The 24,572-nt window shown below is 58.9% G+C and carries 24 protein-coding genes; 8 read left to right on the top strand and 16 right to left on the bottom strand.

Annotated features, from left to right (window positions below):
• Positions 1-2: 2 nt before the first annotated feature.
• From Q0899_RS09325 to Q0899_RS09310, 4 genes are read right to left on the bottom strand one after another with little or no spacing between them, the layout of a single operon-like run.
• Positions 3-1,016, bottom strand: coding sequence for an SDR family NAD(P)-dependent oxidoreductase (locus Q0899_RS09325; RefSeq protein ID WP_299192376.1), 1,014 nt, complete (start codon positions 1,014-1,016; stop codon positions 3-5).
• Positions 1,013-2,965 (bottom strand): glycosyltransferase, encoded by a 1,953-nt coding sequence (locus Q0899_RS09320; RefSeq protein WP_299192374.1) that lies wholly within the window; start codon positions 2,963-2,965, stop codon positions 1,013-1,015. Before Q0899_RS09320 ends, Q0899_RS09325 begins: the two co-directional genes overlap by 4 nt.
• 3 nt (positions 2,966-2,968) lie before the next feature.
• Positions 2,969-4,984, bottom strand: a complete 2,016-nt coding sequence (locus Q0899_RS09315) for a hypothetical protein (protein WP_299192372.1) — start codon at positions 4,982-4,984, stop codon at positions 2,969-2,971.
• A gap of 36 nt (positions 4,985-5,020) precedes the next feature.
• Positions 5,021-6,379 (bottom strand): nucleotide sugar dehydrogenase, encoded by a 1,359-nt coding sequence (locus Q0899_RS09310; protein ID WP_299195339.1) that lies wholly within the window; start codon positions 6,377-6,379, stop codon positions 5,021-5,023.
• A 551-nt stretch (positions 6,380-6,930) separates the two neighbouring features.
• On the opposite strand from Q0899_RS09310, the gene Q0899_RS09305 reads away from it, so the two are divergent.
• The 8 genes from Q0899_RS09305 to Q0899_RS09270 all read left to right on the top strand — a co-directional run bounded on the left by Q0899_RS09305 (position 6,931) and on the right by Q0899_RS09270 (position 14,503).
• Positions 6,931-8,664, top strand: coding sequence for an ABC transporter substrate-binding protein (locus Q0899_RS09305; RefSeq protein ID WP_298355717.1), 1,734 nt, complete (start codon positions 6,931-6,933; stop codon positions 8,662-8,664).
• A 117-nt stretch (positions 8,665-8,781) separates the two neighbouring features.
• Complete coding sequence (locus tag Q0899_RS09300; protein WP_298296030.1) at positions 8,782-9,846, top strand: ABC transporter ATP-binding protein; 1,065 nt, start codon at positions 8,782-8,784, stop codon at positions 9,844-9,846.
• Position 9,847: 1 nt separating this feature from the next.
• Positions 9,848-10,933, top strand: coding sequence for an ABC transporter ATP-binding protein (locus tag Q0899_RS09295; protein ID WP_298355720.1), 1,086 nt, complete (start codon positions 9,848-9,850; stop codon positions 10,931-10,933).
• Positions 10,930-11,793 (top strand): carbohydrate ABC transporter permease, encoded by an 864-nt coding sequence (locus tag Q0899_RS09290; RefSeq protein ID WP_298296035.1) that lies wholly within the window; start codon positions 10,930-10,932, stop codon positions 11,791-11,793. Before Q0899_RS09295 ends, Q0899_RS09290 begins: the two co-directional genes overlap by 4 nt.
• Positions 11,790-12,587, top strand: a complete 798-nt coding sequence (locus tag Q0899_RS09285; protein WP_298296037.1) for a carbohydrate ABC transporter permease — start codon at positions 11,790-11,792, stop codon at positions 12,585-12,587. Before Q0899_RS09290 ends, Q0899_RS09285 begins: the two co-directional genes overlap by 4 nt.
• 31 nt (positions 12,588-12,618) lie before the next feature.
• Entirely contained in the window at positions 12,619-12,897 is a 279-nt protein-coding gene (locus tag Q0899_RS09280; RefSeq protein WP_298296039.1) for a DUF2160 domain-containing protein, read from the top strand.
• A gap of 81 nt (positions 12,898-12,978) precedes the next feature.
• Positions 12,979-13,374, top strand: a complete 396-nt coding sequence (locus Q0899_RS09275; protein ID WP_298296041.1) for a BlaI/MecI/CopY family transcriptional regulator — start codon at positions 12,979-12,981, stop codon at positions 13,372-13,374.
• Positions 13,361-14,503: a M56 family metallopeptidase gene (locus tag Q0899_RS09270; protein WP_299192368.1), complete on the top strand. Its 1,143-nt coding sequence runs from the start codon at positions 13,361-13,363 to the stop codon at positions 14,501-14,503. Before Q0899_RS09275 ends, Q0899_RS09270 begins: the two co-directional genes overlap by 14 nt.
• Before the next feature lie 19 nt (positions 14,504-14,522).
• On the opposite strand, the gene Q0899_RS09265 is transcribed toward Q0899_RS09270, so the two are convergent.
• The 12 genes from Q0899_RS09265 to Q0899_RS09210 all read right to left on the bottom strand — a co-directional run bounded on the left by Q0899_RS09265 (position 14,523) and on the right by Q0899_RS09210 (position 24,572).
• The gene (locus Q0899_RS09265; RefSeq protein ID WP_299192366.1) at positions 14,523-15,350 is read right to left on the bottom strand and encodes a MaoC family dehydratase N-terminal domain-containing protein; all 828 of its coding nucleotides are present in this window, start codon (positions 15,348-15,350) and stop codon (positions 14,523-14,525) included.
• Positions 15,347-16,480: a CaiB/BaiF CoA-transferase family protein gene (locus Q0899_RS09260; protein ID WP_299192364.1), complete on the bottom strand. Its 1,134-nt coding sequence runs from the start codon at positions 16,478-16,480 to the stop codon at positions 15,347-15,349. Before Q0899_RS09260 ends, Q0899_RS09265 begins: the two co-directional genes overlap by 4 nt.
• 93 nt (positions 16,481-16,573) lie before the next feature.
• Complete coding sequence (locus Q0899_RS09255) at positions 16,574-17,638, bottom strand: NAD(P)/FAD-dependent oxidoreductase (protein WP_299192362.1); 1,065 nt, start codon at positions 17,636-17,638, stop codon at positions 16,574-16,576.
• A 36-nt stretch (positions 17,639-17,674) separates the two neighbouring features.
• The gene (locus Q0899_RS09250; RefSeq protein WP_298296051.1) at positions 17,675-18,343 is read right to left on the bottom strand and encodes a cupin domain-containing protein; all 669 of its coding nucleotides are present in this window, start codon (positions 18,341-18,343) and stop codon (positions 17,675-17,677) included.
• Between the two features lie 15 nt (positions 18,344-18,358).
• Positions 18,359-18,979: a glutathione S-transferase gene (locus tag Q0899_RS09245; protein WP_298296053.1), complete on the bottom strand. Its 621-nt coding sequence runs from the start codon at positions 18,977-18,979 to the stop codon at positions 18,359-18,361.
• 139 nt (positions 18,980-19,118) lie between these two features.
• On the bottom strand, positions 19,119-19,883 hold the full coding sequence (locus Q0899_RS09240; RefSeq protein ID WP_299192360.1) for an ABC transporter permease: 765 nt from the start codon (positions 19,881-19,883) through the stop codon (positions 19,119-19,121).
• Positions 19,880-20,605, bottom strand: coding sequence for an ABC transporter ATP-binding protein (locus Q0899_RS09235; RefSeq protein ID WP_299192358.1), 726 nt, complete (start codon positions 20,603-20,605; stop codon positions 19,880-19,882). The genes Q0899_RS09240 and Q0899_RS09235 overlap by 4 nt, the downstream gene beginning before the upstream one ends.
• Positions 20,602-21,288: a thiaminase II gene (gene tenA, locus Q0899_RS09230; protein ID WP_298355739.1), complete on the bottom strand. Its 687-nt coding sequence runs from the start codon at positions 21,286-21,288 to the stop codon at positions 20,602-20,604. Before tenA ends, Q0899_RS09235 begins: the two co-directional genes overlap by 4 nt.
• Complete coding sequence (locus tag Q0899_RS09225; protein ID WP_298355743.1) at positions 21,285-22,223, bottom strand: ABC transporter substrate-binding protein; 939 nt, start codon at positions 22,221-22,223, stop codon at positions 21,285-21,287. The genes tenA and Q0899_RS09225 overlap by 4 nt, the downstream gene beginning before the upstream one ends.
• Positions 22,220-23,209, bottom strand: coding sequence for a HesA/MoeB/ThiF family protein (locus Q0899_RS09220; RefSeq protein ID WP_299192355.1), 990 nt, complete (start codon positions 23,207-23,209; stop codon positions 22,220-22,222). Before Q0899_RS09220 ends, Q0899_RS09225 begins: the two co-directional genes overlap by 4 nt.
• Entirely contained in the window at positions 23,206-23,802 is a 597-nt protein-coding gene (locus tag Q0899_RS09215) for a thiamine phosphate synthase (protein WP_298355749.1), read from the bottom strand. Before Q0899_RS09215 ends, Q0899_RS09220 begins: the two co-directional genes overlap by 4 nt.
• Positions 23,799-24,572, bottom strand: a complete 774-nt coding sequence (locus Q0899_RS09210; RefSeq protein ID WP_299192352.1) for a thiazole synthase — start codon at positions 24,570-24,572, stop codon at positions 23,799-23,801. The genes Q0899_RS09215 and Q0899_RS09210 overlap by 4 nt, the downstream gene beginning before the upstream one ends.

The following is a 24,572-nucleotide window of genomic DNA, read 5'->3' as shown; positions in this document are numbered from 1 at the left end:
GATTAGACCTGATAATACTCGCGGTACCATTTGACGAATTTCGAGATGCCGTCCTTGGTGGATGTATTGGGGCGGTAACCTGTCAGATGTTCCAGCAGGTCCGTGTTGGCCCAGGTGCCCGGTACGTCGCCTTTCTGCATCTCCATCATGTTCTTCTTGATCGGCTGGCCAAGGGCGTCCTCGATCTCGGAGATGAACTCCATCAGCTGCACGCGCGTGCCGTTGCCGATGTTCATCGTGCGAAACGGGGCGACGGGGCTGAGGCTGTCGCCCGGCACGGGATCAGCGCCCGCATCCGGCTTGGGCGGCACCGCGTCGATCAGCAGGCGGATGGAATGCACCAGATCGTCCACATACGTGAAGTCGCGCGCCATTTTGCCATGGTTGTAGACGTCAATCGCCTCATCGGCGAGGGCCGCGCGGACAAACTTGAACAGCGCGAGATCCGGGCGGCCGTAGGGGCCGTAGACGGTGAAGAAGCGGAACATGGTGGTGGGGATATGCCACAAATGCGCATAGGAATGCGCCATGGCCTCGTTGGCTTTTTTCGTTGCAGAATAAAGCGTTAGCGGCAATTCTGTCTTCTGCGTTTCCTCAAACGGCATCTGCGTATTGCCGCCGTAGACCGAAGAGGTCGAGGCCATAAGCAGGTGACCAATCTCATTCTCGCGCGCGGCCTCCATCAGGTTGAACGTGCCGGTCAGGTTGGTGTCGATATAGGCGCGGGGGTTTTCGAGGCTGTAGCGCACCCCGGCTTGGGCTGCGAGGTGGACGATGACGTCCGGTTTGGCCTCTGCCACAACGCGAGACAGAAGGTCATTGTCTTCCAGCATCCCGATATGCGCGCTGAAGTTCGGGTTCTTCTCCAGCATTTCGTGGCGCGTTTTCTTCAGGTTGACGTCGTAGTAATCCGTCAGTCCGTCAAAGCCCACGACCTTGAAGCCCTCGTCCAGAAGGTGGCGCGCAAGATGGAAGCCAATGAAGCCAGCGGTGCCTGTTACAAAAACGGTTCTCATGTCGTGTCCTGTCTCGATGAATTGAAAATCTCGGTTGTACGTCCGAGTATTGTTTCCACGGAAAAGCGGTCGCCCGATTGGGTCATGGCCGCGGCGCCTAGTTTGGCCAACTCGTCTTCGTCAGCCAATAGGCGTTCCAAAGTGCTGTCCAGCTCCTCTTCCGGGATAATTGTCGCCGTTGACAAGATGTGCCCGGTGATGCCGTCAAAGACCACCTCGTCGGTGCCGCCAGCCGGAGTTGCCAGAACGGGTGTCCCGGCCAACTGCGCTTCGATCAAGACGTTGGGCAGGCCTTCCATCTCGGCCAAATGCACCAGCAAATCAGCGCGGTGCATATAGAACCCAACCTTGCTGCGGATACCGGCGAGGAAAATGCGATCGGTGAGCCCCAGCTCTTCGATGAGCGCTTGGCATTCGTTGTGAAGCGCACCGCCGCCAAGCATGATGAAACGTGTATCATCGCGATTTTTGATCGAGCGAGCAGCGGCTTTGATCCACTGAATCGGTCGTTTGTTCTGGTCGAAGCGGAAAACGCCCAACACGGTCTTGGTGCACCCGGAGGAGGCTTCCAACACCTCTGACCAATACGCGTGGTCACTATCTTCGCCGTCGGGCAAAACGGCTGGAATTGCGTTGGGGACCACAATCACCTCGCCCGGCTCCAACGACAGCCATTCTTCATATGCTGTTGCGGCCTTTTGGCTGTTGGCGGTGAATGTCACGTGGGGCAGGCGGGCCAGAGCGGCATACAACACGGGCAGCTCTTCGCGGAACAGATTTGGCCGCAGGTTGGGTGGCAACCCGCGAAACGACGTGATGATGCGCGGAACGCCGGCTAAGACCGCAGCGATTGCGGATTGAACGATACCGCCGTCCTGCCAAAGATAGGCCACGTCCGTTTGGTCTTCGCAAAACATCTTGTACAGCAGGCACGTGTGGCGCAGCACGTCTGGGGCGAGCAATTCCAGCAGCGCCTTCAGTTCGTCGGTCAGGCCCTCCAAAGAGGCCAGAGGCACGTCGACCAGTTCTGCCAGAACGCTTGTTTCTACGCCCGTTTCGTTCAGAAGCGGACGGTAGAAGTCTGCACCCGTGGACGCAGTTGCGTGTTTGACCCAAACCTTTGGCGCGATCCCAAGCGGCTGCGCCTCATCAAATCTGCTTTGATAGGCGCAGGCGATCCGGGTCATTTGACGTTCTGCGCCGCCGGTCCCCAGTTGGCCGGTGAAGAAGACAACTTTCTCGGATTTGCTGTGCGCGCGAGGGGCGTCCGCCTGCGCAATGATGTCGAAGATCACCTCGGCCGCATCGGTGCGTCCGTATTTGTCCAGCAAGTTTGCGTGGCGGCTGACTGACCCAAGAAGTTCCTGAGACGCCGTGCCCATGCTGCTTTGTCCATGAACGTCCTTAGCGACATTCTTGGCATCCAAAAAGCGGGACTGCTCATGAAGCAGTTTGATGTATCTCATGCGGATTGGGCGGTCTTCCGAGTGGAGCCGCAGGATGCACGACATCACCTCGTCGATTTCACCCCACGCCTTCAATTCCGCAAGGGCGGGGATCGCCTTGTTGGCCTGATCCAAATCATGCCAACAATTCTGGAACATGTCCGCAATCAGGGCGACGCCTGCTGCCACATTCCCTTCGCGGCGGTACCAGCGCATCAACATCCGCAGCGCGGTCAGATCATCTGGGTAACGCTTGCACAGGTCATCCCAGATATCCCGCATACCCTTTTCATGGCGTTGCTTTTCGAGGAGCAGGCCACAGGCAATCGCGATTTCCTGATCGGCGCGATAGTCCTTCAGGATCGGTTGCAACTTCTTGTACACTTCCTGAGCCGTCCGCGCACACGTGATGCTCCGGCTCATTTCAAACACCTCTTCCGAAAATTCCTTGGGAAGAGCTGGCGCATCAGGCGCGAAGTTGAGGATATGGGAAAGCGGTTGCATCGCTTAAGCGCCAACCGCTTTGGCGTGCAGTACGGCCTCTGCTTCGGTCTTGAATGCTTCCGTGTCGGGGCAAGCCAGGCCAGTGACTTTACGTGCAAATTCAACAGCTTCCGCCTGAAAATTGCCCTTCTTGGCGGCCCGCATCAGCAAGACCCAGACGTTGATTTTTTCCGGCATGAACTGCGCCGCTGCCTGTCCCAGCTGCATCGCCGTGGCGTATTCGCCAAGGCCGAAGCGCAATCTGGCGCGCCATAGGTCAAGCTCTGGCAGTTCTTTGGCCAAGGCGGCGGCCTCGGTCGAGAACGCGTCCAACTGATCGATATCGCCTTCTTTGCCCGCCGCGCGGATCAGCAGCGCCAGCTCCTTGCGCAGATCGCGCATCTCGATACGGGCACGTTGGAAAAGCGGCGCGGCAAAGAGCACGGCATTCAGGCCGTGGATCCGGTCAATGCGCTCGTCAAACTGCAATGCGGTGGTGACCCAACCGTCCAGAATGGCGTTGAGACCGGCGTCTCTGATCTTGTCTGCGCCTTGCTGTTCGCGCCAGATCGCCAACACCTCGGCAGCATAGCCTATGCCATGCGTCTCGGTGAGTTTCGCAACGATGTCAGCGGCTTCTTGGGCGGTTGTTTCCGGGAATATCGCCTGGGCGAACGGCGCACCATTCAGCTCAAGCAGGTCGAGCCGGTCTGCGGCGGGGACGGTGGCGAGAAAGCTCTGCCGTTCCTGCGGGGCGAACTTGGCCAACATGTCGATGCCGTGCTCGCAGGCCATGTTCGCAAGCGCGTGGCAGGCCCTTGCAAGCCCGGTTTTCGCGGTCGCCACATAGGCCTCAGTCGCTGTGTCCAGCTCGCCGCCATGATGTGCAAGGTCGCCGATTTGCAAAAGCGTGCGCGTCGGCAGACCAGCCAGACCGCCGGGCAGGGAAGAAGCAAGGGTGAGCGCGTCGTCAAACAGGCCCAGCTCGCTGGCGCGGATGATCTGTGCAACCTGCTCGTCGGCGGTCAGATGGCTGTGATCTTCAGCCTGGAATTGCGCGCGGGCATGTTCTTGCTGGGTCTTGGTTGCCTGATGTAGCGGGCCGACGTCAACGCCGTGCGCTGCAAGGGAGGCCAGTCGCGCGTCCGCGCGCAGGAACTGGCCGGAGTCAATAGCCGCATGGATCTGCGGTTTGAGGTGATGGTCCAGAGCATGGGGCGCGCCGGCCTTGATCGTGGCGTCTGTTTTGGGCGCGATGACCTTGTGCATCCACTCATCCATCATGCCATGCGCAAAACCGTCCGTGAAATGCGCGAGCCCCGCGCTTTCGTCTTCAATGGCGGCGGTTTGGCCAAACTCATGCATCAGCTCGGTCGGGTTGTAGAATTTGTACCCAGCGGTTTTGACCTGATCGGCCACCATCTGGATGAAGTTGGAACGCGATCGGATCGGCGTGCCATCGGCCTTGCAGGCATCCACGTGGGAAACGAACAGGACGTCGGGCAACAGCTCGGTCAGCGTGTCGATGTCTTTGCGGAGCCCGGCCTCGGTGACAAAGCTCAACCGGATTTTGCCCAGCGTCGCGGTTTCGGCGCGTTGAGCATCCGTGTCGGACCAGTTGGTGTCCAGAAAGGCCGCGATGTCGGCGTCGTTGCCAGCCTCAGTGAGGGCCCAGAAGGCCTGTGCACGGTCGCGGTCGGCGAAAAAGTCGGCGAAAGTCGCGTTCAGGTAGTTCAGTTGAACTGACACGCCATCAATCGTGACCTCTTTGGCGGAGGCCAATTCGACCACATAAAGATCGGACATCGCGTGCCGGCGTGCGGATAGCGTGTTCAGGTCATGTTTGCGGGAAACGAGGGGCCAGACATCGTGGGGGATGTCGGCTTCGCCGCGCATGAAGCGCGCCATTTGCACGGCCTCGGCGGGAGAATGGCAATAGCCGTAGCACCGTTCCATGTTGAGATGGAAACCGTGTGTGGATTGGCCGCGTCGAAGCGGCGTCGTGATACGGCACGACCCAATTGGCGTAGTAGTAAACATTGTCGCGAGCCCCTTTCGCGTCGTCTTTTTATTATTTTATAGCGACCAGTATCGCAGCTCCTTGGCTTCCTCGGAGTCCCTGTAGACCCCTCTTACGTCAACCAAAATGCCATCCTCTTTGATTTTCTTCAGAAAATCGGGATTTTCGATGTACTCGTTATGAGGTGTTGCCAACACCATTGCGTCAAGATCGTCCATTTCGGCCGCCGTGCAAAGCTCGTAGCCAGCCGCGACTGCAACATCTGGCGAACAGTGTGGATCATGCACCAGTGGTGTGATGCCAAAGCCACGCAATGCGTCAACCACTTCCAAGGCTTTGGAATTGCGGATGTCTGGCACATTTTCTTTGAAGCTGATGCCGCAGACGCCGATACGCATTTCGCGAATGTCGCCCGCCTTTTTGATCAGCATGCGCAACGTGGTGTCTGCCACGTGACGAACCATGCCGTCATTGGTGCGGCGACCTGCCAGGATGACCTGCGGGTGGTGGCCCACTTGCTCTGCCAGCGAGGCGAGGTAGTAGGGGTCCACACCGATGCAGTGACCGCCTACCAGACCCGGCGTGAACTTCAGGAAGTTCCACTTGGTGCCAGCGGCTTCGATCACGTCATTGGTTTCGATGCCAACCTTGTCGCAGATTTGCGACATTTCGTTCATCAAAGCGATGTTGATGTCGCGTTGGGTGTTTTCCAGAACCTTGGAGGCCTCGGCCACCTTGATGGTGGGCGCGACATGCAGGCCGGCTTTGATTACCTTGTCATAGACGGCGATGACGCGGTCGATGGTGGCCTGGCTGTCGCCGGAGACAACCTTGATGGTGTTTTCGACAGTGTTAACCTTGTCGCCTGGGTTGATGCGCTCGGGGCTGTAGCCCAGGCCAAAGTCTTCGCCAGCCTTCAGACCAGACAGTTTTTCCAGGATCGGCGCGCAATAATCTTCGGTCACGCCGGGGTAGACGGTCGATTCAAAGACGACGATGTCGCCCTTTTTCAGATAGGGGCCAACCATGTTGCAGGCCGATTGCAGCGGCGACAGGTCTGGCTGATGCGCGTCGTTGATCGGGGTCGGCACCGTGACGATAAAGAAGGAGGCATCTGCGAGGCTGGAGGCCTCGGTGCTGGCGGTCAGGCCGGAGCCTTGCACGACTTCCTTGGTCAATTCGTTGGTCGCGTCATAACCGTTATTGATTTCTGCCACGCGTTGCTTGGAGATGTCGAAACCCGCGACGTTTTGAAATTGTTCGGCAAGGCAAACCGCGAGCGGCAGGCCCACATATCCCAACCCCACAACAGCCACATTTTCGGATGTCGCCTTGATCTTAACGTTGTCGAGGACGAAACGAATGGGTGTGTCTACCCGTTCGATCTTTTGCGCGTCCATCACGGTATTCAGCATTGCGTTCACTGTCCAAGCCCCTCTTCCAGCATGTTTCCCGACCGAAGCTATTGTTCAAATGAGGCGCAAATTTGTGCTAAATTGGGTCGATCTGAGGAAGTATGAAGGAATTGTTAATTTTCTCGTAAGTCGTTGGAATTTATAAATTAAGAGCGGGTTTGCCGTAGCAGGTTACCGTTCATTCCCTCGATGACGTAGCGTCAAATGGGGCAGTGAGCGTCCAATTGCTGTTCAGTTTATGCCAGTGGCTCGAAATGCCAGTGGCCCAAAGGCGGCTCTTTCCTATCAATCCGCTATTTGTCGGCAAATCGACCTGCCCTTATGCGCGAGATGTCGCGCTTTGGCGCAAGAATCCGGTTGATGATTTGATATCTGCGCCCAATGAGAGTGGGAATTTTCTTCGAGGATTTGGTGCGAATTCCACCTAACATCCTGAAAATTCTAAGAAAAATATCTACTAAAGTTTTAGTTTGACAGGGTTGGCATCTCCTGCCTACCGTATGGTCAGTCGGCGAATACCGGCTCATAGGAAAATCTAGGGAGGAGACAAGATGCGCAAGTATCTGCTCTCCGCGACTGCGGCTGTGGCCGTCATCGCGGGGCATGGAACTGCTTTTGCCGACGCGGCAGCAGCTCAGAAATGGATTGATTCAGAATTCCAACCATCGACCTTGTCGAAAGACGAGCAAATGTCCGAGATGCAGTGGTTCATCGACGCCGCAGCACCTTACGCGGGCATGGAGATCAACGTGCTGTCGGAAGGTATCCCGACGCATGGCTACGAGTCGGAAGTTCTGACCAAAGCCTTTGAGGAAATCACCGGCATCAAGGTCAACCACCAGATCCTCGGTGAGGGCGAAGTTGTGCAGGCTGTGCAGACACAGATGCAGACCAAGCGGAACCTCTATGATGGCTACGTGAACGACAGTGACCTGATCGGGACGCATTCGCGCCTGCAACTGGCTTACAACCTGACAGACCAAATGGCGGGTGACTGGGCGGGGACCACATCGCCCACGCTGGACCTTGAAGACTTCATGGGCATCCAGTTCACCACCGGGCCGGATGGTGACTTGTACCAACTGCCAGACCAGCAATTTGCGAACCTGTACTGGTTCCGCAAGGACTGGTTTGACGACCAAGCCAACAAGGACGCGTTCAAGGCCAAATACGGCTACGATCTGGGCGTTCCGGTCAACTGGTCGGCCTATGAGGACATTGCTGAGTTCTTCTCCAAGGATGTCAAAGAGATCGACGGCGTTGAGATCTTCGGCCACATGGATTACGGCAAACGCGCGCCGGATCTGGGCTGGCGTATGACCGATGCGTGGCTGTCCATGGCGGGCACCGGATCGAAGGGTGAGCCCAACGGCGTGCCTATCGACGAATGGGGCATCCGCATGGAAGCGGGCTCGTGTAACCCGGCTGGCGCCTCTGTCACCCGTGGTGGTGCTGCGAACGGCCCGGCTGCGGTCTACGCGATCCGCAAATGGGACGAGTGGCTGCGCAACTACGCCCCACCTGCGGCTGCGTCTTACGACTTCTACCAGTCCCTGCCGGCTTTGAGCCAAGGCAACGTGGCCCAGCAAATCTTCTGGTACACCGCCTTTACTGCCGACATGGTGAAGCCGAAGTCAGAAGGCAACAATACGGTGGATGATGACGGTAATCCGTTGTGGCGTATGGCCCCGTCCCCACATGGTCCCTATTGGGAAGAAGGTCAGAAGGTCGGCTATCAGGATGTTGGGTCCTGGACTTTCCTGAAGTCTACACCATCAGACCGGGCGCAGGCCGCGTGGCTTTACGCGCAATTCGTGACCTCGAAGACGGTCGACGTGAAGAAGTCCCATGTGGGTCTGACCTTCACGCGTGACAGCTCCGTCAACCACGAGTCGTTCACGGAACGTGCGCCAAAGCTGGGTGGTCTGGTCGAGTTCTACCGCTCGCCTGACCGCGTGGCATGGTCCCCAACCGGCATCAACGTGCCGGATTATCCGAAGCTGGCCCAGATCTGGTGGCAGCAAATCGGTGACGTGAACTCTGGCGCCTTTACGCCGCAGGAAGCGATGGACCGTCTGGCCGAGGAGATGGACATCACCATGGCCCGGATGCAGCAAGCCGATGAGGCAGCGAACGTCTATGGTGGCTGCGGCCCACGCCTGAACGAGGAAAAAGACGCCTCCGAATGGCTTGGCAAAGGTGGCGCCAAGGCGAAACTGGACAACGAAAAACCGCAAGGTGAGACCGTCAACTACGACGAGCTTGTGGCCCGCTGGAACCAGTAAACCTCCCCGTTGGTCCCTTCCTATGAAGGGGCCGACTTTGGCCGGGGATTTGGGCCAACTTTTGCCCCGGCCATAACCAATTTTCCCGCGTGACGCGGGCACCAAGGGTTACGGAATATGACACTCGAGCTGAAGGCCGCGAGCAAGGTGACGCGCGGCATCACCCATATCAAGCCGACATCGCTGGTGCTGGAGACGGGGCATTTCAACGTGCTTCTGGGCCAAACCGGATCGGGCAAGACATCGCTGATCAAGCTGATGGCGGGGTTGGACCCGCTGGCGTCGGGCCAGATTTTCATGGACGGGGTGGACGTGTCGAAGCTGTCGACGCAGAAGCGGAACATCTCATTGGTGCACCAGTTCTTTGTGAACTACCCGCAGATGAGCGTGTATGACAATATTGCCTCCCCTTTGCGGGTCGCAGGCATGGCGAAATCCGAAATTGACGACCGCGTCGCGGAGGCCGCGAAGATTTTGCAGCTGGAGCCAATGCTGAAACGCCGCCCGCAGGAGCTGTCCGGCGGGCAGCAGCAGCGCTGCGCCTTGGCGCGGGCGATTGCCAAGGAAAGCCGCGCGGTGTTTCTGGACGAGCCGCTGGCGAACTTGGATTACAAGCTGCGCGAAGAGCTGCGTGAGCAGCTGCCGGAACTGTTTGCAGGGCGCGGCGCGGTTGTGGTTTACGCCACATCTGAACCCGAAGAAGCGCTGCTTTTGGGCGGCAAGACCGCCTTAATGGATGACGGCGTGGTCACACAATTTGGCACCACGGCTGCGATTTACCGCAAGCCCGAGAACCTGACCGCGGCGCGGGTGTTTTCCGACCCGCCGATCAATTCGGCTGAGATCGTGAAGGCGGGATCCGAGGCGCGGCTGAAAACCGGCGTGAGCTGGACCATGAGCGGCGTCGCGGCGGATTTGCCGGACGGGGTTTATACGGTCGCGGTGCGCCCGCATCACGTGACCCCGGTGCAAGCGGGCCCCGGCGCAGTGGCGTTGAATGGCACGGTGCAGGTGACGGAATTGTCGGGGTCAGAATCGAGCGCGCATTTCCAGATGGGCGATGATGGCTGGGTGTCGCTGGCCCATGGCGTGCACCCTTACGAGATCGGTGAAGAGCACGCGTTCTACATGGACGCCTCGCAGTGTTTTTACTTCACCCCTGACGGAAAATTGGTGGCTTAACGTGGCGAAAATTACTTTGAAGAACCTGCGCCATTCCTACCTGCCTTCTCCGAAAGGCGCTGAGGATTATGCGCTGAAGGAAATTGATCTGGATTGGCAGGATGGCGGGGCCTATGCGCTTCTGGGGCCGTCCGGCTGCGGCAAGTCGACCTTGCTGAACATCATCTCGGGGCTGCTGACCCCATCAGAAGGGCGCATTCTTTTTGACGATGTGGATGTGACCGACCTGCCGCCGGATCAGCGCAACATTGCGCAGGTGTTCCAGTTCCCGGTGATCTACGACACGATGACCGTGCGTGACAATCTGGCCTTTCCGCTGCGCAACAGAGGCGTGGCTGAAGCGCGGATCACGGAGCGGGTGGCGGAGATTGCCGCGATGCTGGAGGTGGTTGAGCTGCTGGATATCCGTGCCTCGCATCTGTCGCCTGACAACAAGCAGAAGATTTCGATGGGGCGCGGGCTGGTGCGCGACGACGTGAACGTCGTGATGTTTGACGAGCCTTTGACGGTGATCGACCCGCATCTGAAGTGGAAGCTGCGGAGCAAGCTGAAAGAGCTGCATCAGCGGGTCAAAGCCACGATGATTTACGTGACCCATGACCAGACAGAGGCGCTGACCTTTGCCGACCAAGTGGTGGTGATGCAGGACGGAGAGATTGTGCAGATTGGCACGCCGGTTGAGCTGTTCGAGCGGCCTCAGCACACATTCGTGGGGCATTTTATCGGCTCGCCGGGAATGAATGTGCTGGACGCCACGGAGGCCGGTGGCCGTGTCAGCTTTGAAGGGCAAGAGATTGCTGTTGAAGGAAAAGTGACTGGGCAAGGCGGCTCCACGCAAGTCGGCATCAGGCCGGAATTTGTGTCGATCGGTGCAGCGGGCCTGCCTGCGCGGGTGCGCAAGGTCTCGGACATTGGCCGACATTCTGTGGTCGAGGCGATGGTAGGCGACACGCCTGTTAAGGCCGTAATTGACGGGGAGGCTCCGGGGCAAGGCGACGCTGTGCATCTGGCGTTCCGTCCAGACCAAACCCGGCTTTATCGAGACGGCTGGCTTTCAACTGAGACTGACGGGGCAGTAGCATCATGAAAACTGAAAACCAAAAGGCGTGGTTCTTTGTGCTGCCGGTGCTTTTGCTGGTCGCGTTCAACGCGTTGATCCCGATTATGACGGTGGTCAACTACTCCGTCCAGGAGACCTTTGGCGACAACCTGTTCTTCTGGGAGGGGCTCAGCTGGTTTGAACAAATCCTGCGCTCGGACCGGTTCCATGACGCGTTGGGGCGCCAGTTCCTGTTTACCTTCCTCATTCTGATCATCGAGGTGCCGCTGGGCATCATCATCGCGCTGTCCATGCCCAAGAAGGGCATCTGGGTGCCGGTCTGTCTGGTCACCATGGCGCTGCCGATGCTGATCCCGTGGAACGTAGTGGGGGCGATGTGGAACATCTTCACGCTGCCCGACATTGGCCTTTTGGGATACTTCATCAACAATACGCTGGGCATCGAATATAACATGACCCGCAGTCCCGTGGCGGCTTGGGTGACGATCATCGTCATGGATGTCTGGCATTGGACGTCGCTGGTGGTGCTGCTCAGCTACGCGGGCCTCGTGTCGATCCCGGATGCGTATTACCAAGCGGCAAAGATCGACGGGGCGAGCCCGTGGAAAGTCTTCCGCTACATCCAACTGCCGAAGATGAAGACCGTGCTGACCATCGCGATTTTGTTGCGCTTTATGGACAGCTTCAACATCTACACCGAGCCGTTTGTTCTGACAGGCGGGGGGCCGGGCAACTCGACCACGCTTCTGTCGATTGACCTCGTCAAAATCGCGCTCGGTCAGTTCGATCTGGGCCCTGCGGCGGCGATGTCGCTCATCTACTTCGCGATCACGCTGCTGGTCTCGTGGCTCTTCTATACTCTTATGACCAAGGACGACGCGAAATGAGCAAACGGTCCATCATACCGATCCTCTACATCCTGTTCCTGATGCTGCCGATTTACTGGCTGGTGGCGATGAGCTTCAAGACCACCAACGAGATACTGTCGGGCTTTTCGCTGTTCCCGCAGACCTTCACGCTGGAGAATTACAAGGTCATCTTCACCGACCCAAGCTGGTATTGGGGCTACATCAACTCGATCATCTACGTGTCGCTAAATACGGTGATTTCCATCACGGTCGCTCTGCCCGCAGCCTACGCGTTCTCCCGCTACAGCTTTCTGGGCGACAAGACACTGTTCTTCTGGCTGTTGACCAACCGCATGGCCCCGGCGGCGGTGTTCGCCTTGCCGTTCTTCCAGCTCTATTCCTCGGTCGGGCTGTTTGACACACATCTGGCCGTGGCGCTTGCGCATTGCCTCTTTAATATCCCGCTGGCCGTGTGGATTTTGGAGGGCTTCATGGGCAGTGTGCCGAAAGAGCTGGACGAGACGGCATACGTGGACGGCTACTCCTTCCCGCGCTTCTTTGTGACGATCTTCCTGCCGACGATCAAAGCGGGCGTGGGCGTGGCTGCGTTCTTCTGCTTCATGTTCTCATGGGTGGAGCTGCTCTTGGCCAAGACGCTGACCGCCGTGGCCGCAAAACCGATTGCGGCGACGATGACCAAGACGGCGTCATCGGCGGGCTATGAGTTGGGCCTTCTGGCCGCCGCCGGGACGTTGACGATCATCCCCGGCGCTATCGTGATTTACTTTGTGCGAAACTACATCGCGAAGGGCTTTGCCCTTGGTCGGGTGTAAGGTCGGGTAAGAAGAATAAGGAGAGTTTGATATGCTCAGCTGGATGGCCTGGACCTGGCCCACAGGTTTGTTTTTCATCGGGCTTTTTACGGCCATGGCGATCATCACGGTGATCGAGATCAAGAAACCCGGCACGTCAGAGCGCAAAGGCGCTTTGGGCCTGACCACGACACGTGGCGACCGGCTGTTTCTGACCATGCTGGGGTCGGCCTACATCTTCCTCGCCTGGCTTGGGATTTTTGGTGAACCGCTCTGGTGGCCGCTGGCGATCAGCCTGTGCTGGGGCGTGTTCTGCTTCTGGAAAGTGTGAGAAATCGTTTTGAAAAACGAAACTCTTAGTATTTACTCACTCGACATAAAGAGTGAGCGATAAGCGCGCGATTGGGACGGTATGAGACAGAAGAAGAAAAGCGAGTTGCTGACCGAGGTTGAGCTGGAGTTTATGACGCAGCTTTGGACCTTGGGGGAAGGGACGGTGCGTGATGTGCTGGACCAGCTGCCAGAAGAGCGCAACTTGGCCTATACGTCTGCCGCGACCATCCTGAAGATCCTTGAGACCAAGGAATTCGTGACCAGCAAGAAGGAAGGCAAGCGCCATATCTTCAAACCGACGCTGGCCAAAGACGCGTATCAAACCCGCTCACTGAAAGACCTCTCGATGAAGCTCTTTGACGACACGCCGGCCTCGTTGGTGGCGCGTCTGGTCAATGACGACGAGCTGACAGAAGAGGCGTTGGGGCAAATCCGGGCACTTGTGGATCGGAGGTTGAAAAATGATACCGGGTGACGCTGTTCTCGACGCTTTCATCAATGCCAACATTCTTTTTGTGGTCGCCTTTGTGCTTTGGCGTGCGGCCCGTTTCGCACTCGACCACGCGGGGCTGAAACACGCCTACGCCACGCAACTGAAACTGCTGAACACGGTCTTCGTTGCGATTGTTTTGTCACCATTCCTCATCCTTGGACTTACCGCGCTACAATCGGCCTTGGGGCAGGGCGTTAACGTCAACCTGTCCGACATGGTCGTTTCCTATTACCTCAATGGCGGTTTTGAGATGCGGGCGACTGAGTTCGAACGCCTCATGTCCATGCGCGATACCTTCACCGCCGATGTCATGCGCGCGGGCAGCTGGGTCGCTTGGGCCGCAATTGCCGCGTTTGTGGTTGGCCTTGCCATTGGAACCGTGCGCTTGGTTTTTTCAATGTATTGCCTGCACAAGATTGTGTCGGTCAGCTATGCGTGGCGAAAATTCGGCCGCCTTCGTATCCGCTTGTCGGACAAGACTTTGGTGCCGTTTTCCACCCGCGGGTTGCGCAACTATTACGTGGTGATACCGTCCAACATGTTGGGCAATGCGGATGAGCTGAAGGTTTCGCTGGCCCATGAGTTCCAACATTTGCGGCAGGGCGACATTGAGTGGGAAATCCTGCTTGAAGCGCTGAAGCCGTTCTTCTTCCTGAACCCGGCATACCACGCGTGGAAGCGGCAGGTCGAAGACCTGCGTGAGCTGAGTTGCGACAGCCAAGTGCTGGCATCCGGTCGGGTTGGCGTGAGGGCGTATTGCGAAACTTTGCTCTCGGTCTGCCAGCAAACCTTGCGCCGGGACCGCGTTTTCGTGGTGGCCGTTCCCAAGGTCACCTTGGTTACCGCAGACCGTTCGGCTTTGCGCGACGGGAAGATGTCTTTCCTGGAGCAGCGCATCACCACGCTGCTTGATGCCCGAAGCCTCAGCTATCCGCGGCTTGTGTATGCAGCGCTGATCCTGCCATTGCTGGCGGCGATCATGATCACCGCCATGGCGATCCAAAGCCCCGGCGACTGGAGCCATGACCGGCTGATGCTATCGACTGTCGTCAACCTAGAGCGGCTGGAAGAGATCAACCGTCTGTCCACCTTCGGACGTGTGCGCAACTAGAGGCCGGCTGCTTTTTGAGTCAGAATTCTGCTGTTGCAGACATGGCGAGTGCCCCATCGGCGCGCTTTGCCCAAAGCTTTGTTTGATCGTCTTCTGAAACGCCCTCAATCGCGAATGGCGACATCCCCGAAAGGGGGGTCAGCCCACGAAACCCGAACCTCTTTGGTGCCTTGCCCGCCTTGGAAGCGGCAAGCTTGATCAGCAATGTCGCCGTAAGCGGGCCGTGAAAAACCAGCCCGTCATACCCTTCAACGGTACGGGCATAGTCGCTGTCATAGTGAATGCGATGCCCATTGAAGGTCAGCGCAGAATAGCGAAACAGCATGACCTCCGTCGGTTCGACGACTTCGGAGAAATCGGCAGAATCCGGGGCAGAACGAGGCGCAGGGGTCGGCGCGTTGGGCTCTGGGTCGTTGCGATAGACGATGTCGTGCTCTTCGCTGAGCGCGAGTTCGTCGCTTTGAAACACCTCATGGCGGACGGTGACGAAACATAAAGGGCCGGTGAGGCCTACCTTTTCGGTCACGCAAGCGATTGTAGAGCGTTTTGTTGCCTCATGACCGATTTGTATTGGCCTATGGAAATCAAACCTGCCGCCAGCCCACATCCTGCGCGGCAACGCCACTGGAGGCAGAAACCCACCACGTTTGGGATGGGCGTCCCGTCCCAACTCCCCAGCAGGTGCTGCTTCCAGGAAGTAGAGCCAATGCCACAGCGGCGGAAGCGGATCGCCCTCGGACAGACTGGGCTTGATATCGAGTGTCGCTTGCATGAAGCGCGCGGGGGCCGCCCTGATTTGGTCAGTGCGGACCTCTTTGCGGCCGACCCAGTTTTGCAGGTTAGTCATTGCGAAAACTCTTCGCGCAATGCGCTGTTATGGGCACCAGGTGTCGGTGCGGCGGCCGGGGTCTTTGATGGCGGCGCATCCATCCATCGCACCGGGAGCGCTGGTATGCTCAACTGGTCGCCAGTGTCGGTTTCCACCACACGGCGGCGTAGTGCGGGATGCTGAGCGACGTCTTGCACTGAATTGACACCACCGTAGGCAATGCCAGCTTTTGAAAGGCGGCGCTGGAACTCCACCTGGTTCAGGGTAAGCGTTACAGACGAGATCAGGCTTTCAAGCGAGGGCCTATGGCGCACTCGGGCGTTGTTCGTGGCAAATCTTGGGTCCTTGGTGGCATTTTTCATCTGCAAAACGTCCTCGCAAAAAACCTGCCATTCCCGGTCGTTTTGGATGGAGATGAGCGTCAACTCTCCCTCTTGCGTCTCGAATGCGCCGTATGGGGCAATGGAGGGGTGTTTCAGCCCGGAACGGGGCGGCGGCCCCGCGCCGTGTTCGGTGTGGATCAATGGGACCGTCATCCAGTCGGCAGCTACATCAAACAGCGACACTGACAAGGCCGCACCATCGCCAGTCCGTTCCCGCAGGAGCACGGCTTCCAACACGGCTGAATGCGCGGTCATGCCCGCGCCAATGTCGCAGATGGAAACGCCGATGCGTCCCAATTCCGTTTCCCCGCCACTGATGCCGGTCAGCCCCGCTTCGGCTTGTATTAGCAAGTCATAAGCTTTCAGATGGCTTACCGCTTCGTCCGCCCCGTAGCCGGAAATATCCACTGTTATCAAACGTGGGTCTGCCTCCCGCAGGTCTTCCATCTTGAAGCCTGCCCGGCGCAACGCACCTGGGGCCAGATTTTGGATGAAGACATCTGCTTGCGAGATGATCCGGCCAAGCAAAGCCGCATCTTCGGGATCGTGAAAGTCGAGCGTCAAGGACTCTTTACCCTGATTGGTCCAGGTAAAGTAGGAGCTGGCCCCCTTGGCAGCCGTATCATAGCCGCGCGCAAAATCGCCCTCGGCCCGTTCGATCTTGATCACGCGCGCCCCAGCCTCGGCCAAACGCGAAGTGCAAAACGGGGCGGCGACGGCCTGTTCGACCGAAACAACAAGAATACCATCAAGTGGCTTAGCCATGAGAACCTCAATTGAGCGTTCTGGCTAAAAAGCCACGTTTCGGCGGCGAAGGGAACTTTTATGTGAGGAGCGAATGGCTGCCGTTCTCTGGCTTTAGCGTTTATCGTTCAGCAAGGTTTGAGCCGTCAATTCTGCGGCCTCAAGCGCACCTTCGAGATACCCCCCAAATCCGTTGGCGATTTCTGTGCTGCCAAAATGCAGCCGGTTGTTCCACAGACCTGACAGCGCGGACGGCAATCCATATTGCGGATGCGCGTAGACCGGGACCTGATCCAGCTCGGTCGCAGAAAACCGATCGTGGGCCCAGTCTTTGAGGTAAAGTGCGCGCGGTTTGGTTGCCGCGGGCCCAAAAAGCCGGCCTAGTTGAGAAATGATGAGCGACTTCAGCATTTTCTGGTCTTGGCGAGCATGGGCTGGCAGCCCAATGAAGCCAAATAGTGCATATGGCCCGCCCTCAGCTGGGGACGCATCGTGGATCTCGACCATTGGGCCGCGACGGCTCATCGCGTCGCCGGACAATCCGTCATCGCGCCAGAATGCTGTGTCATAGACAGCCAGGGCCTTGGCCTGACCCGCCATCCAAGTTGGAATTTGGCTCATTGCGTGAAGTGTGCTTTCGGACAGCTCGCCTCCGAATGAGATGGTTTCCTTCGCAATCCGTGGCGGCAGGGCGAGCACAACCTTTTTGGCGTCAATGTCTCTGCCGTCAGCGAAGGTGGCGGCGATGCCGTTTTGCTTTCGTTCCAGTCGTGTGACTTCCGTCCCCGTGGCCAGGCGGTTTTCCGGAATTTGGCTTGCCAATGCAGTCACCAATGCCTGAAGCCCGCCGACCAATCGGTACGATCCCTGCATGGAGGCGTATCCCCGACCACGCTGAACCTCACCCGTAGGATCTTCAAACATCAAATCGCCTGCAGCGTGCTGATCAAAACGTGACAGGCCCAACTCGGAAACCAGTGCTGCGATGCGTGGTTGACCCGGCCAGAACCATGCCGGGCCCATGTCAAAGTACCCGTTATCGAACAATTCAGTCTTGATCCGGCCGCCAAGGCGGGTGCGGGCCTCTACCAATTGATAGTCCCGCCCCGCCGCCTGAAGCAGGGATGCAAGGCTCAGCCCGGCCAAGCCGCCACCAACAATCAGCGTGTCGGTTTCCATCTATTGGGCGTCTGGCCGGTTGAGACGAGACATAGGTCAGACGGCCGGGGGCTTGGCGTGAGGCAGATGGCCCGCCTTCATCCACACCTTTGCGCCACCCGGTCCCGCAACAGCGTTCAGCGGCGCACCTTCGGGCAGACGTAGCCACGACCCTTTGCGCAGATCATCGTCCCCTTCCGTCATGGAGCCGTCAATCATCAGGACTTCCATCCCTCCCGTTTCTGACAATGACAAAGAGGCGCCGGCGTCAAGATGGCGGTACGTCACCGTTTCGAAACGATCGCGGTGCAACGTGGCCGTCGCAATGCCGTTCTTCTTTGCGCCGAGCTCGCCCGCCATGTCTTTGCGGAACTGGTTGCGGTCGTCCATCTCGAATTGCCACAGTTTAACGAAGATCACGCAGCCGGGTTCGGACCCAGGTGTGTGACTTGTGGTCGGCGGGTTGCGGACATATGTGCCGGCCGGGAAATCGCCATGTTCGTCTTGGAAGACGCCGTCCAGGACGATGAATTCCTCTCCGCCCGTGTGCGTGTGGGCGGAGAAGTGGCTATCGGGCGCATAGCGCACGATAGTTGTTGCTCGTGCGACTTCGCCGCCGATCCGATCCAGCATGCGGCGGTCAACGCCCGGCATTGGAGAAGCCTGCCAGTCCACCTGATCTGAGTGGACCACCACGCGTTGCGAAAAATCTGCGTTCAGTTCCATTGGGACAGCTCCTCCTTAGCCGGCGATCGACGGGCGTGCGGCGACTTTTTCCCGCCATGCCACCAAGTTCTTGAGAGTTGCAGGAATTTCGACCTTTGCAAAGTCGGCGAATGCCAAACCTGCAAATGCGGTTATGTCTGCCATTGTGAACTTGTTGCCTGCAATAAACGCGTTGTCAGCCAGGACGTCGTTCAGATAGCTCATGGTGCCCTCGGCCACTTCCTTTTGCTTTTGGCCCCATTCGGCGTTTTGGTAGGTTTCCAGGTCAGGGCCAAGACCGGGTGTCGCATGATGGAAATACGCGCCAACAGCGTTCAACAGTCCGCCTTCCGCCCGCAGGTTCATCATCGAGATTTGCGCCCGTTCGCGCGGGGTTTCTCCGGTCAGTGAAGGACCGTCGAAAAGGCCGTCAATGTATTCAGTGATCGCCGTGCATTGGGAGATATGGGTGCCGTCAGCCAATTCAAGGCAGGGGACGGCAGCATCAGGATTACGCGCCTTGAAGGCGTCAGACCGATGTTCGCCGCCCATAACGTCCACAGGAACGAATTCGACCTGGTCGACCGCTCCTTTTTCGGCGAGTGCAATGCGGACGCGGGCAGGGTTGGGGAAACCTTCGACATCGTAAATCTTCATGGGACAGCTCCTGATTCTAAAGTTTATATATAGCTACCTACTACTAGGTCGGTAATTTTTGCAAACTCTAATTCGGACAAATTTTTTGTCTCACGCTGTTGTGAAAAATGAGCCCGTCACCGTGGCCGGAGGAAAACTATTAACCTCGGTCGTGTTCGCGCTCGCGCCCACCTGCCGCGTAATGCTCAAGCTGTGTCGCAAGAAGTCCGACCGACTTGTGTAAGATGACGGTCATAACTGCCAAGGCAATCAGGCTGGCGAACATCAAGTCAATCTTGGCGCGGCCATTGGCCAACAGCATCAGGTAACCCAGCCCCTTGGACGCACCGACCCATTCGCCGATCACGGCACCAATCGGCGCGTAGACCGCTGCCAGCCGAAGGCCGCTTCCCAACGATGGCAGAGCCGCCGGGATCTTGATCCGTCGCATAATCTGCATGGGCGTCGCGCCCATGGTTCGGGCCAGATCCAGCAACCCACGGTCCACGCGGCTCAGCCCATCGTGAAAGGCCGATGTGACGGGGAAATAGATAATCAGCACCGCCATCACGATTTTCGAGCCGATCCCGTAACCAAACCACAGCGTTAGAACCGGGGCGAGGGCGAAGACCGGCACGGCCTGCGTAAATACCAATATCGGAAGCATCAGCCGCCTCGCTGTGCTCGACATAGCCAGCTGTATGGCGGTCAACGCTCCTAAAACGGTGCCAATGAACAGCCCCAGCAACACTTCGGTAAGGGTTACCAACGCGTTCTCGGCGATCACTTCGCGGCTGTTGAATGCGGCCTGCGCGACCCGCCATGGGCTTGGCAATATGAAATGCGGAGCGGACGTGATCCACACGATCCCCTGCCAAAGCGCCAGCCCTAACAAGAGGGCCCAAATTGCGTCCAGCCGCTTCATGGCTGCACCATCCGCAAATGCGCCATAAGATCAGCCTGACATGTCAGCGCCTCTTCGTCATTTAAGGCCCGCACCGGGTGCGACGCAGGCACTGGCCATGGCGTGGCCGCCTGAGGTGACATCAGCAATATTTGATGTCCCAACCGGCTCGCCTCTGCCGGATCATGGGTGACCAACAACACGGTTTTGCCTTGCAACACCTCCGCAGCCAGTTCCTGCATGTCGGCCCGCGTGCCTGCATCGAGAGCTGAGAAAGGTTCGTCCAGCAGGACGACCGGGCGGTCTTCCATCAAGGTGCGCGCCAAAGCTGCGCGTTGACGCATGCCGCCGGATAGGGCGCGCGGTGTCTTGGTGCGGTGTGCGTTCAGGCCCACTCGGTCCAGCAGGCGCTCCGCTCGCGCCATGTCGGGCGTCTCGCCACGTAGGCGGGCCCCGATCACCACGTTGTCGGTGACACTCAGCCAAGGCATCAGTAGGTCGGATTGCGCCATGTAGCTGACACGTTCTTGCACCGGGACGCCGTCGCTGGCGGCGATCTCACCGGAAAATGAGCCGCCTGTTTCCAGCCCGAGGATCAACCTCAAGACGGTTGATTTTCCGATGCCAGACGGTCCCAGCAAACAGGTCCATTGGCCCGGTGGCAGGGTGATATCAGTCTCAAACAGCGGTTTGCCATCCATCACATGCTGCCCCGCCAACCGTATGCCGGGTGCATTATTCACGCGCCGCGCAATCCCATGGACCAGAAACCCACCTCAAGTTCAGTTGCTGTGGTGAAGCGATCCTGCAGCACCGCCCAACGCGAAGCGTTTTCAGGGCTGTCGCCCAACCGCCGCGCAACCGCGCTGTCGAGCATTGCGCCGACGGCCTGGCAAACATCCTGATACTCGGCGTGTCTGTAGGTGTTGATCCAGTCGCGATAAGGCCCATCTGCCGTCGCCACGCCATCCAGCCGTAACCCGATCTCCCCGTAGCCAAAAACGCATGGGGCGAGCGCCGCCATCAGGTCCAAGAAGTCCCCTTGCAGCCCCGCATCCATCACGTAGCGGGTGTAGGCGAGGTTTTCGACCTCTTCGCGGGCGGCAAATAAAGTCGCTTCGTCAATGCCCTCAGCGGCGCAGGTTTTGACGTGCAACGCCATCTCGTGATTGACCAACGCGTCCACGGTGCCTGCGCAGATTTTCATCTCGTCCAGCGTTTCCGATTTTACCACGCCCAGCGACCAGGCGCGGGAGAAATGCACCAGAAACACATAGTCCTGCACTAGATAGTGCAAGAAGGCGGCGCGGGGCAGGGTGCCGTCGCCCAAGCCTTCAACAAAGGCGTGGCGGGTGTAATCCCCCCACGCCTTCGAAGCCCCTTCGCGCCAAAGCGCGAAGGTTTTGCCATAGTCGGGTGCCGTCATTTCGCGGTCACGTCGATGGTGATTTTTGAGACCTCGTTGATGGAAGGGATCAAACCGGCATCGTTCAGGAAGGCCTCGAACGCCTCGTAACGGCCCACATCCATCGCCGTCGGACGCAGCGCGAAGCGCGGCATCGTGTCGGCCCAAGCCCGCTTGTTCAGCTCGTCTTGCAGCTCTTTCGACGTGCCGGAGAATATCTCCCAGCTGTCCTGCGGGTGGTTCACGATGTACTGCGTGGCCTTTTCGGTCGCGGCCAAAAAGCGCGCGATCATGTCCTTGTCCATCGTGTCGGTGTTGGCCACGTAGATCAGCTCGTCATAGGGCGGCAGGCCTTCTTCCTCAACGAAGAAGCATTTGCCCGCGACGCCTTCGATATCCATCTGGTTCAGTTCAAAATTGCGGAAGGCGCCGATCACGGCGTCGACTTGCTTGGACATCAAAGAGGGTGACAGCGACCAGTTGACGTTAATCAGTTCGATGTCGTCCAACGTCAGCTCGTACTTCGCGAGGATCGCCGCCAAAACCGCTTCTTCAACGCCGCCGACGGAGAAGCCGACCTTCTTGCCTTTCAGGTCCGCAGGCGTCTTGATCGGTCCGTCTTCCAGCGCCAGAAGACAGTTCAGCGGGGTCGCGACCAAGGTGCCCACGCGTTGCAGCGGCAGGCCTTCGTGGATTTGCAGGTGCAACTGCGGCTGATACGAAATCGCAAGGTCCGCTTGGCCTGCGGCCACCATCTTGGGCGGGTCGGACGGGTCTGCGGGGGCGATGATTTCGACCTCAAGGTTCTGCTCGGCAAAATAGCCCTTTTCCTGCGCCACAATGACGGGGCCGTGGTCGGGGTTCACGAACCAGTCCAGCATCAGCTTCATCTGGTCTTGCGCCATCAACGGCGTCGCGGCGAGCAAAAGCGCCGCTGTGATCGAGGTCAGTCTCATGTGTTAGGCCTTTCTTCATCGGGCGCATCGCCCATTGCTATCAGTGAAATGTCGCCGTCCCAGTAGCCCTGCAGATGGCGGGCGGCTTGCCACGCGCGCAGGCCGGACCGGCATGTCAGAACCGCGCGTTGCCCTGTTGCGGGCGTCGGGCGGAGAGTTGAGAAGTCTTGGACCTCGTGACGGTGCGCCGTGGGGGTCACGGGCGTTCGAGCCTCGCTGCGCAATTCGACCACGAAGTCATGTGCGTTGATGTCTTGTGCCGCGATGAAGCCCAGCGTTTTGTCTGGCTCCGGCGCGCCGTCAAAGCGGAATCCGCCGGTGCGGTACGTCGTCAGGTCTATCGTTACCAACTGGCTAAGCGGGGAGGGAGCCAACCCCAGCAGAACCGCCAAAGCCATCTGCGCCTGCATCGCGCCGATGGTGCCCACGACCGGCCCAATGACGCCCGCCGTGGCGCAAGTGGCGGCTTGCATCGGCAGGTCGGGGAAGACGGCGCGCAGCGACGGCGCGGTGCCGCAGAAGCCGCCGACATAGCCCGTCAGGCCCAGCGCGGAGGCGGAGATCATCGGAATGCCAGCTTCGAGGCATGCGTCCGACAGAATGTAGCTCGCAGCAAAGCTGTCAGCGCAGTCGAGGACGACAGTCTGGCCGTCGATCAGCGCGTCTACGTTCGCTGGTGTGAGCGGTTGGTCGATGGCCGCAAAGGCCACGCCGCTGTTCAAAGCGTTGAGCGTCTGGACCGCTATCCGCGCCTTGCTCTCGCCGACGTCGCTTTCGCGAAACAGCACCTGCCGGTGCAGGTTGGACAATGACACAACGTCGCCGTCCACGATGGTTATCGCGCCGACGCCAGCACCCGTCAGATATTGCAGCGCGGGGCAGCCCAGCCCGCCCGCGCCGACGACCAGCACGGAGGCCTTGGCCAAGGCGGCTTGGCCGCTTTCGCCTATTTCCGGCAATATCTGTTGGCGGGCGTAGCGGGTCATCTGGTGGCCTTGATCCAGTCGCGCACGCGCCCCTCGGGGTCGGCGTTCAGCGTGATATCCGTAACGGCAGAGACGACATCTGCCCCCGCCTCATATGCGGCTGCAGCACGCTCGATGCTCATCCCGCCAATGGCGATCAGTGGTGTATCGCAGATCAGGCTCTTCCACTTGGTCAGCTTGTCGACGCCCTGTTCATGCCATTTCATCTTCTTCAAAATGGTCGGATAGACCGGCCCCAAAGCCACATAGTCCGGCGATAGCGCCATGGCGCGGTCCAGCTCGGCGCGGTCATGGGTGGACAGGCCCAGTTTGATCCCCGCTTTGCGGATTGCGGCGACATCGGTGGCGTCCAGATCTTCCTGGCCCAGATGCACCCACTCACACTTTTCCTCGATGGCGATCTGCCAATAGTCGTTCACCACCAAAGTGCAGCCCGCCTCGCGGCACAGGTCGCGGCCCAGCCGGATTTCGCGCCGCGCGGTGTCTTCGTCCACATCCTTGATGCGCAGCTGCACAAGTTTAATGCCAAGCGGCAGTAGGCGTTTCAGCCAGTCGGTGCTGTCGAAGATTGGGTAGAAGCGGTCCAAGCTCATTCCAGAAACGCCTTTCCGATGACGGGGGTGGAGGGGGCGGCCATGTCTCGCGGCTCCATCGGGTCAGCCTCGAACGCCATTTGCCCTGCGCGGATCGCTGTGGCGAAGGCTTCGGCCATCATCGCGGGGTCGCCTGCCTTGGCGACCGCGGTGTTCAACAACACGGCGTCAAAGCCCAGTTCCATCGCCTGCGCTGCCTGCGAGGGCAGTCCGAGGCCAGCGTCGATCACCAGCGGCACGTCCGGGAAATGCGCCCGCATGGCCCGCAAGCCGAAGAGGTTGTTCAGCCCCAACCCCGACCCAATCGGTGCGCCCCACGGCATCAGCACTTCGCAGCCCGCATGCAACAATTTGTCGGCCACCACCAAATCCTCGGTGGTGTAGGGGAAAACCTGAAAGCCGTCCTCGGTCAGTATCCGCGCGGCCTCGACCAAGCCGAACACGTCGGGCTGCAACGTGTCTTCTTCGCCGATGACTTCGAGCTTGATCCATTTGGTGCCGAACACCTCTCGCGCCATGTGGGCCGTTGTCACCGCTTCTTTGACCGAATGGCACCCGGCGGTGTTGGGCAGCACGTGCACGCCCAAATCGCGGATCATCGCCCAGAAATCTTGCCCCGCGCGGTCCTGCCCGCTTTCGCGGCGCAGGGAGACGGTGGCCACACCCGCGCCGGAGCGTTTGAACGCGTCCGCCAGAATTGCGGGGGAGGGGTATTGCGCCGTGCCCAGCATGAACCCGTTGGGCAGATCGGTCCCGTAAAAGCTGCGCAT

This window comes from uncultured Litoreibacter sp., from assembly GCF_947501785.1.
Taxonomy (GTDB): Bacteria; Pseudomonadota; Alphaproteobacteria; order Rhodobacterales; family Rhodobacteraceae; genus Litoreibacter.
Note: the sequence above shows the minus strand (reverse complement) of the source record. Positions and strands in the feature narration are given on the sequence as shown.

Coding starts and splice junctions, on each gene's coding strand:
- Q0899_RS09325 (WP_299192376.1), bottom strand. CDS start 1,016: ATGAGAACCGTTTTTGTAACAGGCACCGCTGGCTTCATTGGCTTCCAT.
- Q0899_RS09320 (WP_299192374.1), bottom strand. CDS start 2,965: ATGCAACCGCTTTCCCATATCCTCAACTTCGCGCCTGATGCGCCAGCT.
- Q0899_RS09315 (WP_299192372.1), bottom strand. CDS start 4,984: ATGTTTACTACTACGCCAATTGGGTCGTGCCGTATCACGACGCCGCTT.
- Q0899_RS09310 (WP_299195339.1), bottom strand. CDS start 6,379: ATGCTGAATACCGTGATGGACGCGCAAAAGATCGAACGGGTAGACACA.
- Q0899_RS09305 (WP_298355717.1), top strand. CDS start 6,931: ATGCGCAAGTATCTGCTCTCCGCGACTGCGGCTGTGGCCGTCATCGCG.
- Q0899_RS09300 (WP_298296030.1), top strand. CDS start 8,782: ATGACACTCGAGCTGAAGGCCGCGAGCAAGGTGACGCGCGGCATCACC.
- Q0899_RS09290 (WP_298296035.1), top strand. CDS start 10,930: ATGAAAACTGAAAACCAAAAGGCGTGGTTCTTTGTGCTGCCGGTGCTT.
- Q0899_RS09285 (WP_298296037.1), top strand. CDS start 11,790: ATGAGCAAACGGTCCATCATACCGATCCTCTACATCCTGTTCCTGATG.
- Q0899_RS09280 (WP_298296039.1), top strand. CDS start 12,619: ATGCTCAGCTGGATGGCCTGGACCTGGCCCACAGGTTTGTTTTTCATC.
- Q0899_RS09275 (WP_298296041.1), top strand. CDS start 12,979: ATGAGACAGAAGAAGAAAAGCGAGTTGCTGACCGAGGTTGAGCTGGAG.
- Q0899_RS09270 (WP_299192368.1), top strand. CDS start 13,361: ATGATACCGGGTGACGCTGTTCTCGACGCTTTCATCAATGCCAACATT.
- Q0899_RS09265 (WP_299192366.1), bottom strand. CDS start 15,350: ATGACTAACCTGCAAAACTGGGTCGGCCGCAAAGAGGTCCGCACTGAC.
- Q0899_RS09260 (WP_299192364.1), bottom strand. CDS start 16,480: ATGGCTAAGCCACTTGATGGTATTCTTGTTGTTTCGGTCGAACAGGCC.
- Q0899_RS09255 (WP_299192362.1), bottom strand. CDS start 17,638: ATGGAAACCGACACGCTGATTGTTGGTGGCGGCTTGGCCGGGCTGAGC.
- Q0899_RS09250 (WP_298296051.1), bottom strand. CDS start 18,343: ATGGAACTGAACGCAGATTTTTCGCAACGCGTGGTGGTCCACTCAGAT.
- Q0899_RS09245 (WP_298296053.1), bottom strand. CDS start 18,979: ATGAAGATTTACGATGTCGAAGGTTTCCCCAACCCTGCCCGCGTCCGC.
- Q0899_RS09240 (WP_299192360.1), bottom strand. CDS start 19,883: ATGAAGCGGCTGGACGCAATTTGGGCCCTCTTGTTAGGGCTGGCGCTT.
- tenA (WP_298355739.1), bottom strand. CDS start 21,288: ATGACGGCACCCGACTATGGCAAAACCTTCGCGCTTTGGCGCGAAGGG.
- Q0899_RS09225 (WP_298355743.1), bottom strand. CDS start 22,223: ATGAGACTGACCTCGATCACAGCGGCGCTTTTGCTCGCCGCGACGCCG.
- Q0899_RS09220 (WP_299192355.1), bottom strand. CDS start 23,209: ATGACCCGCTACGCCCGCCAACAGATATTGCCGGAAATAGGCGAAAGC.
- Q0899_RS09215 (WP_298355749.1), bottom strand. CDS start 23,802: ATGAGCTTGGACCGCTTCTACCCAATCTTCGACAGCACCGACTGGCTG.
- Q0899_RS09210 (WP_299192352.1), bottom strand. CDS start 24,572: ATGCGCAGCTTTTACGGGACCGATCTGCCCAACGGGTTCATGCTGGGC.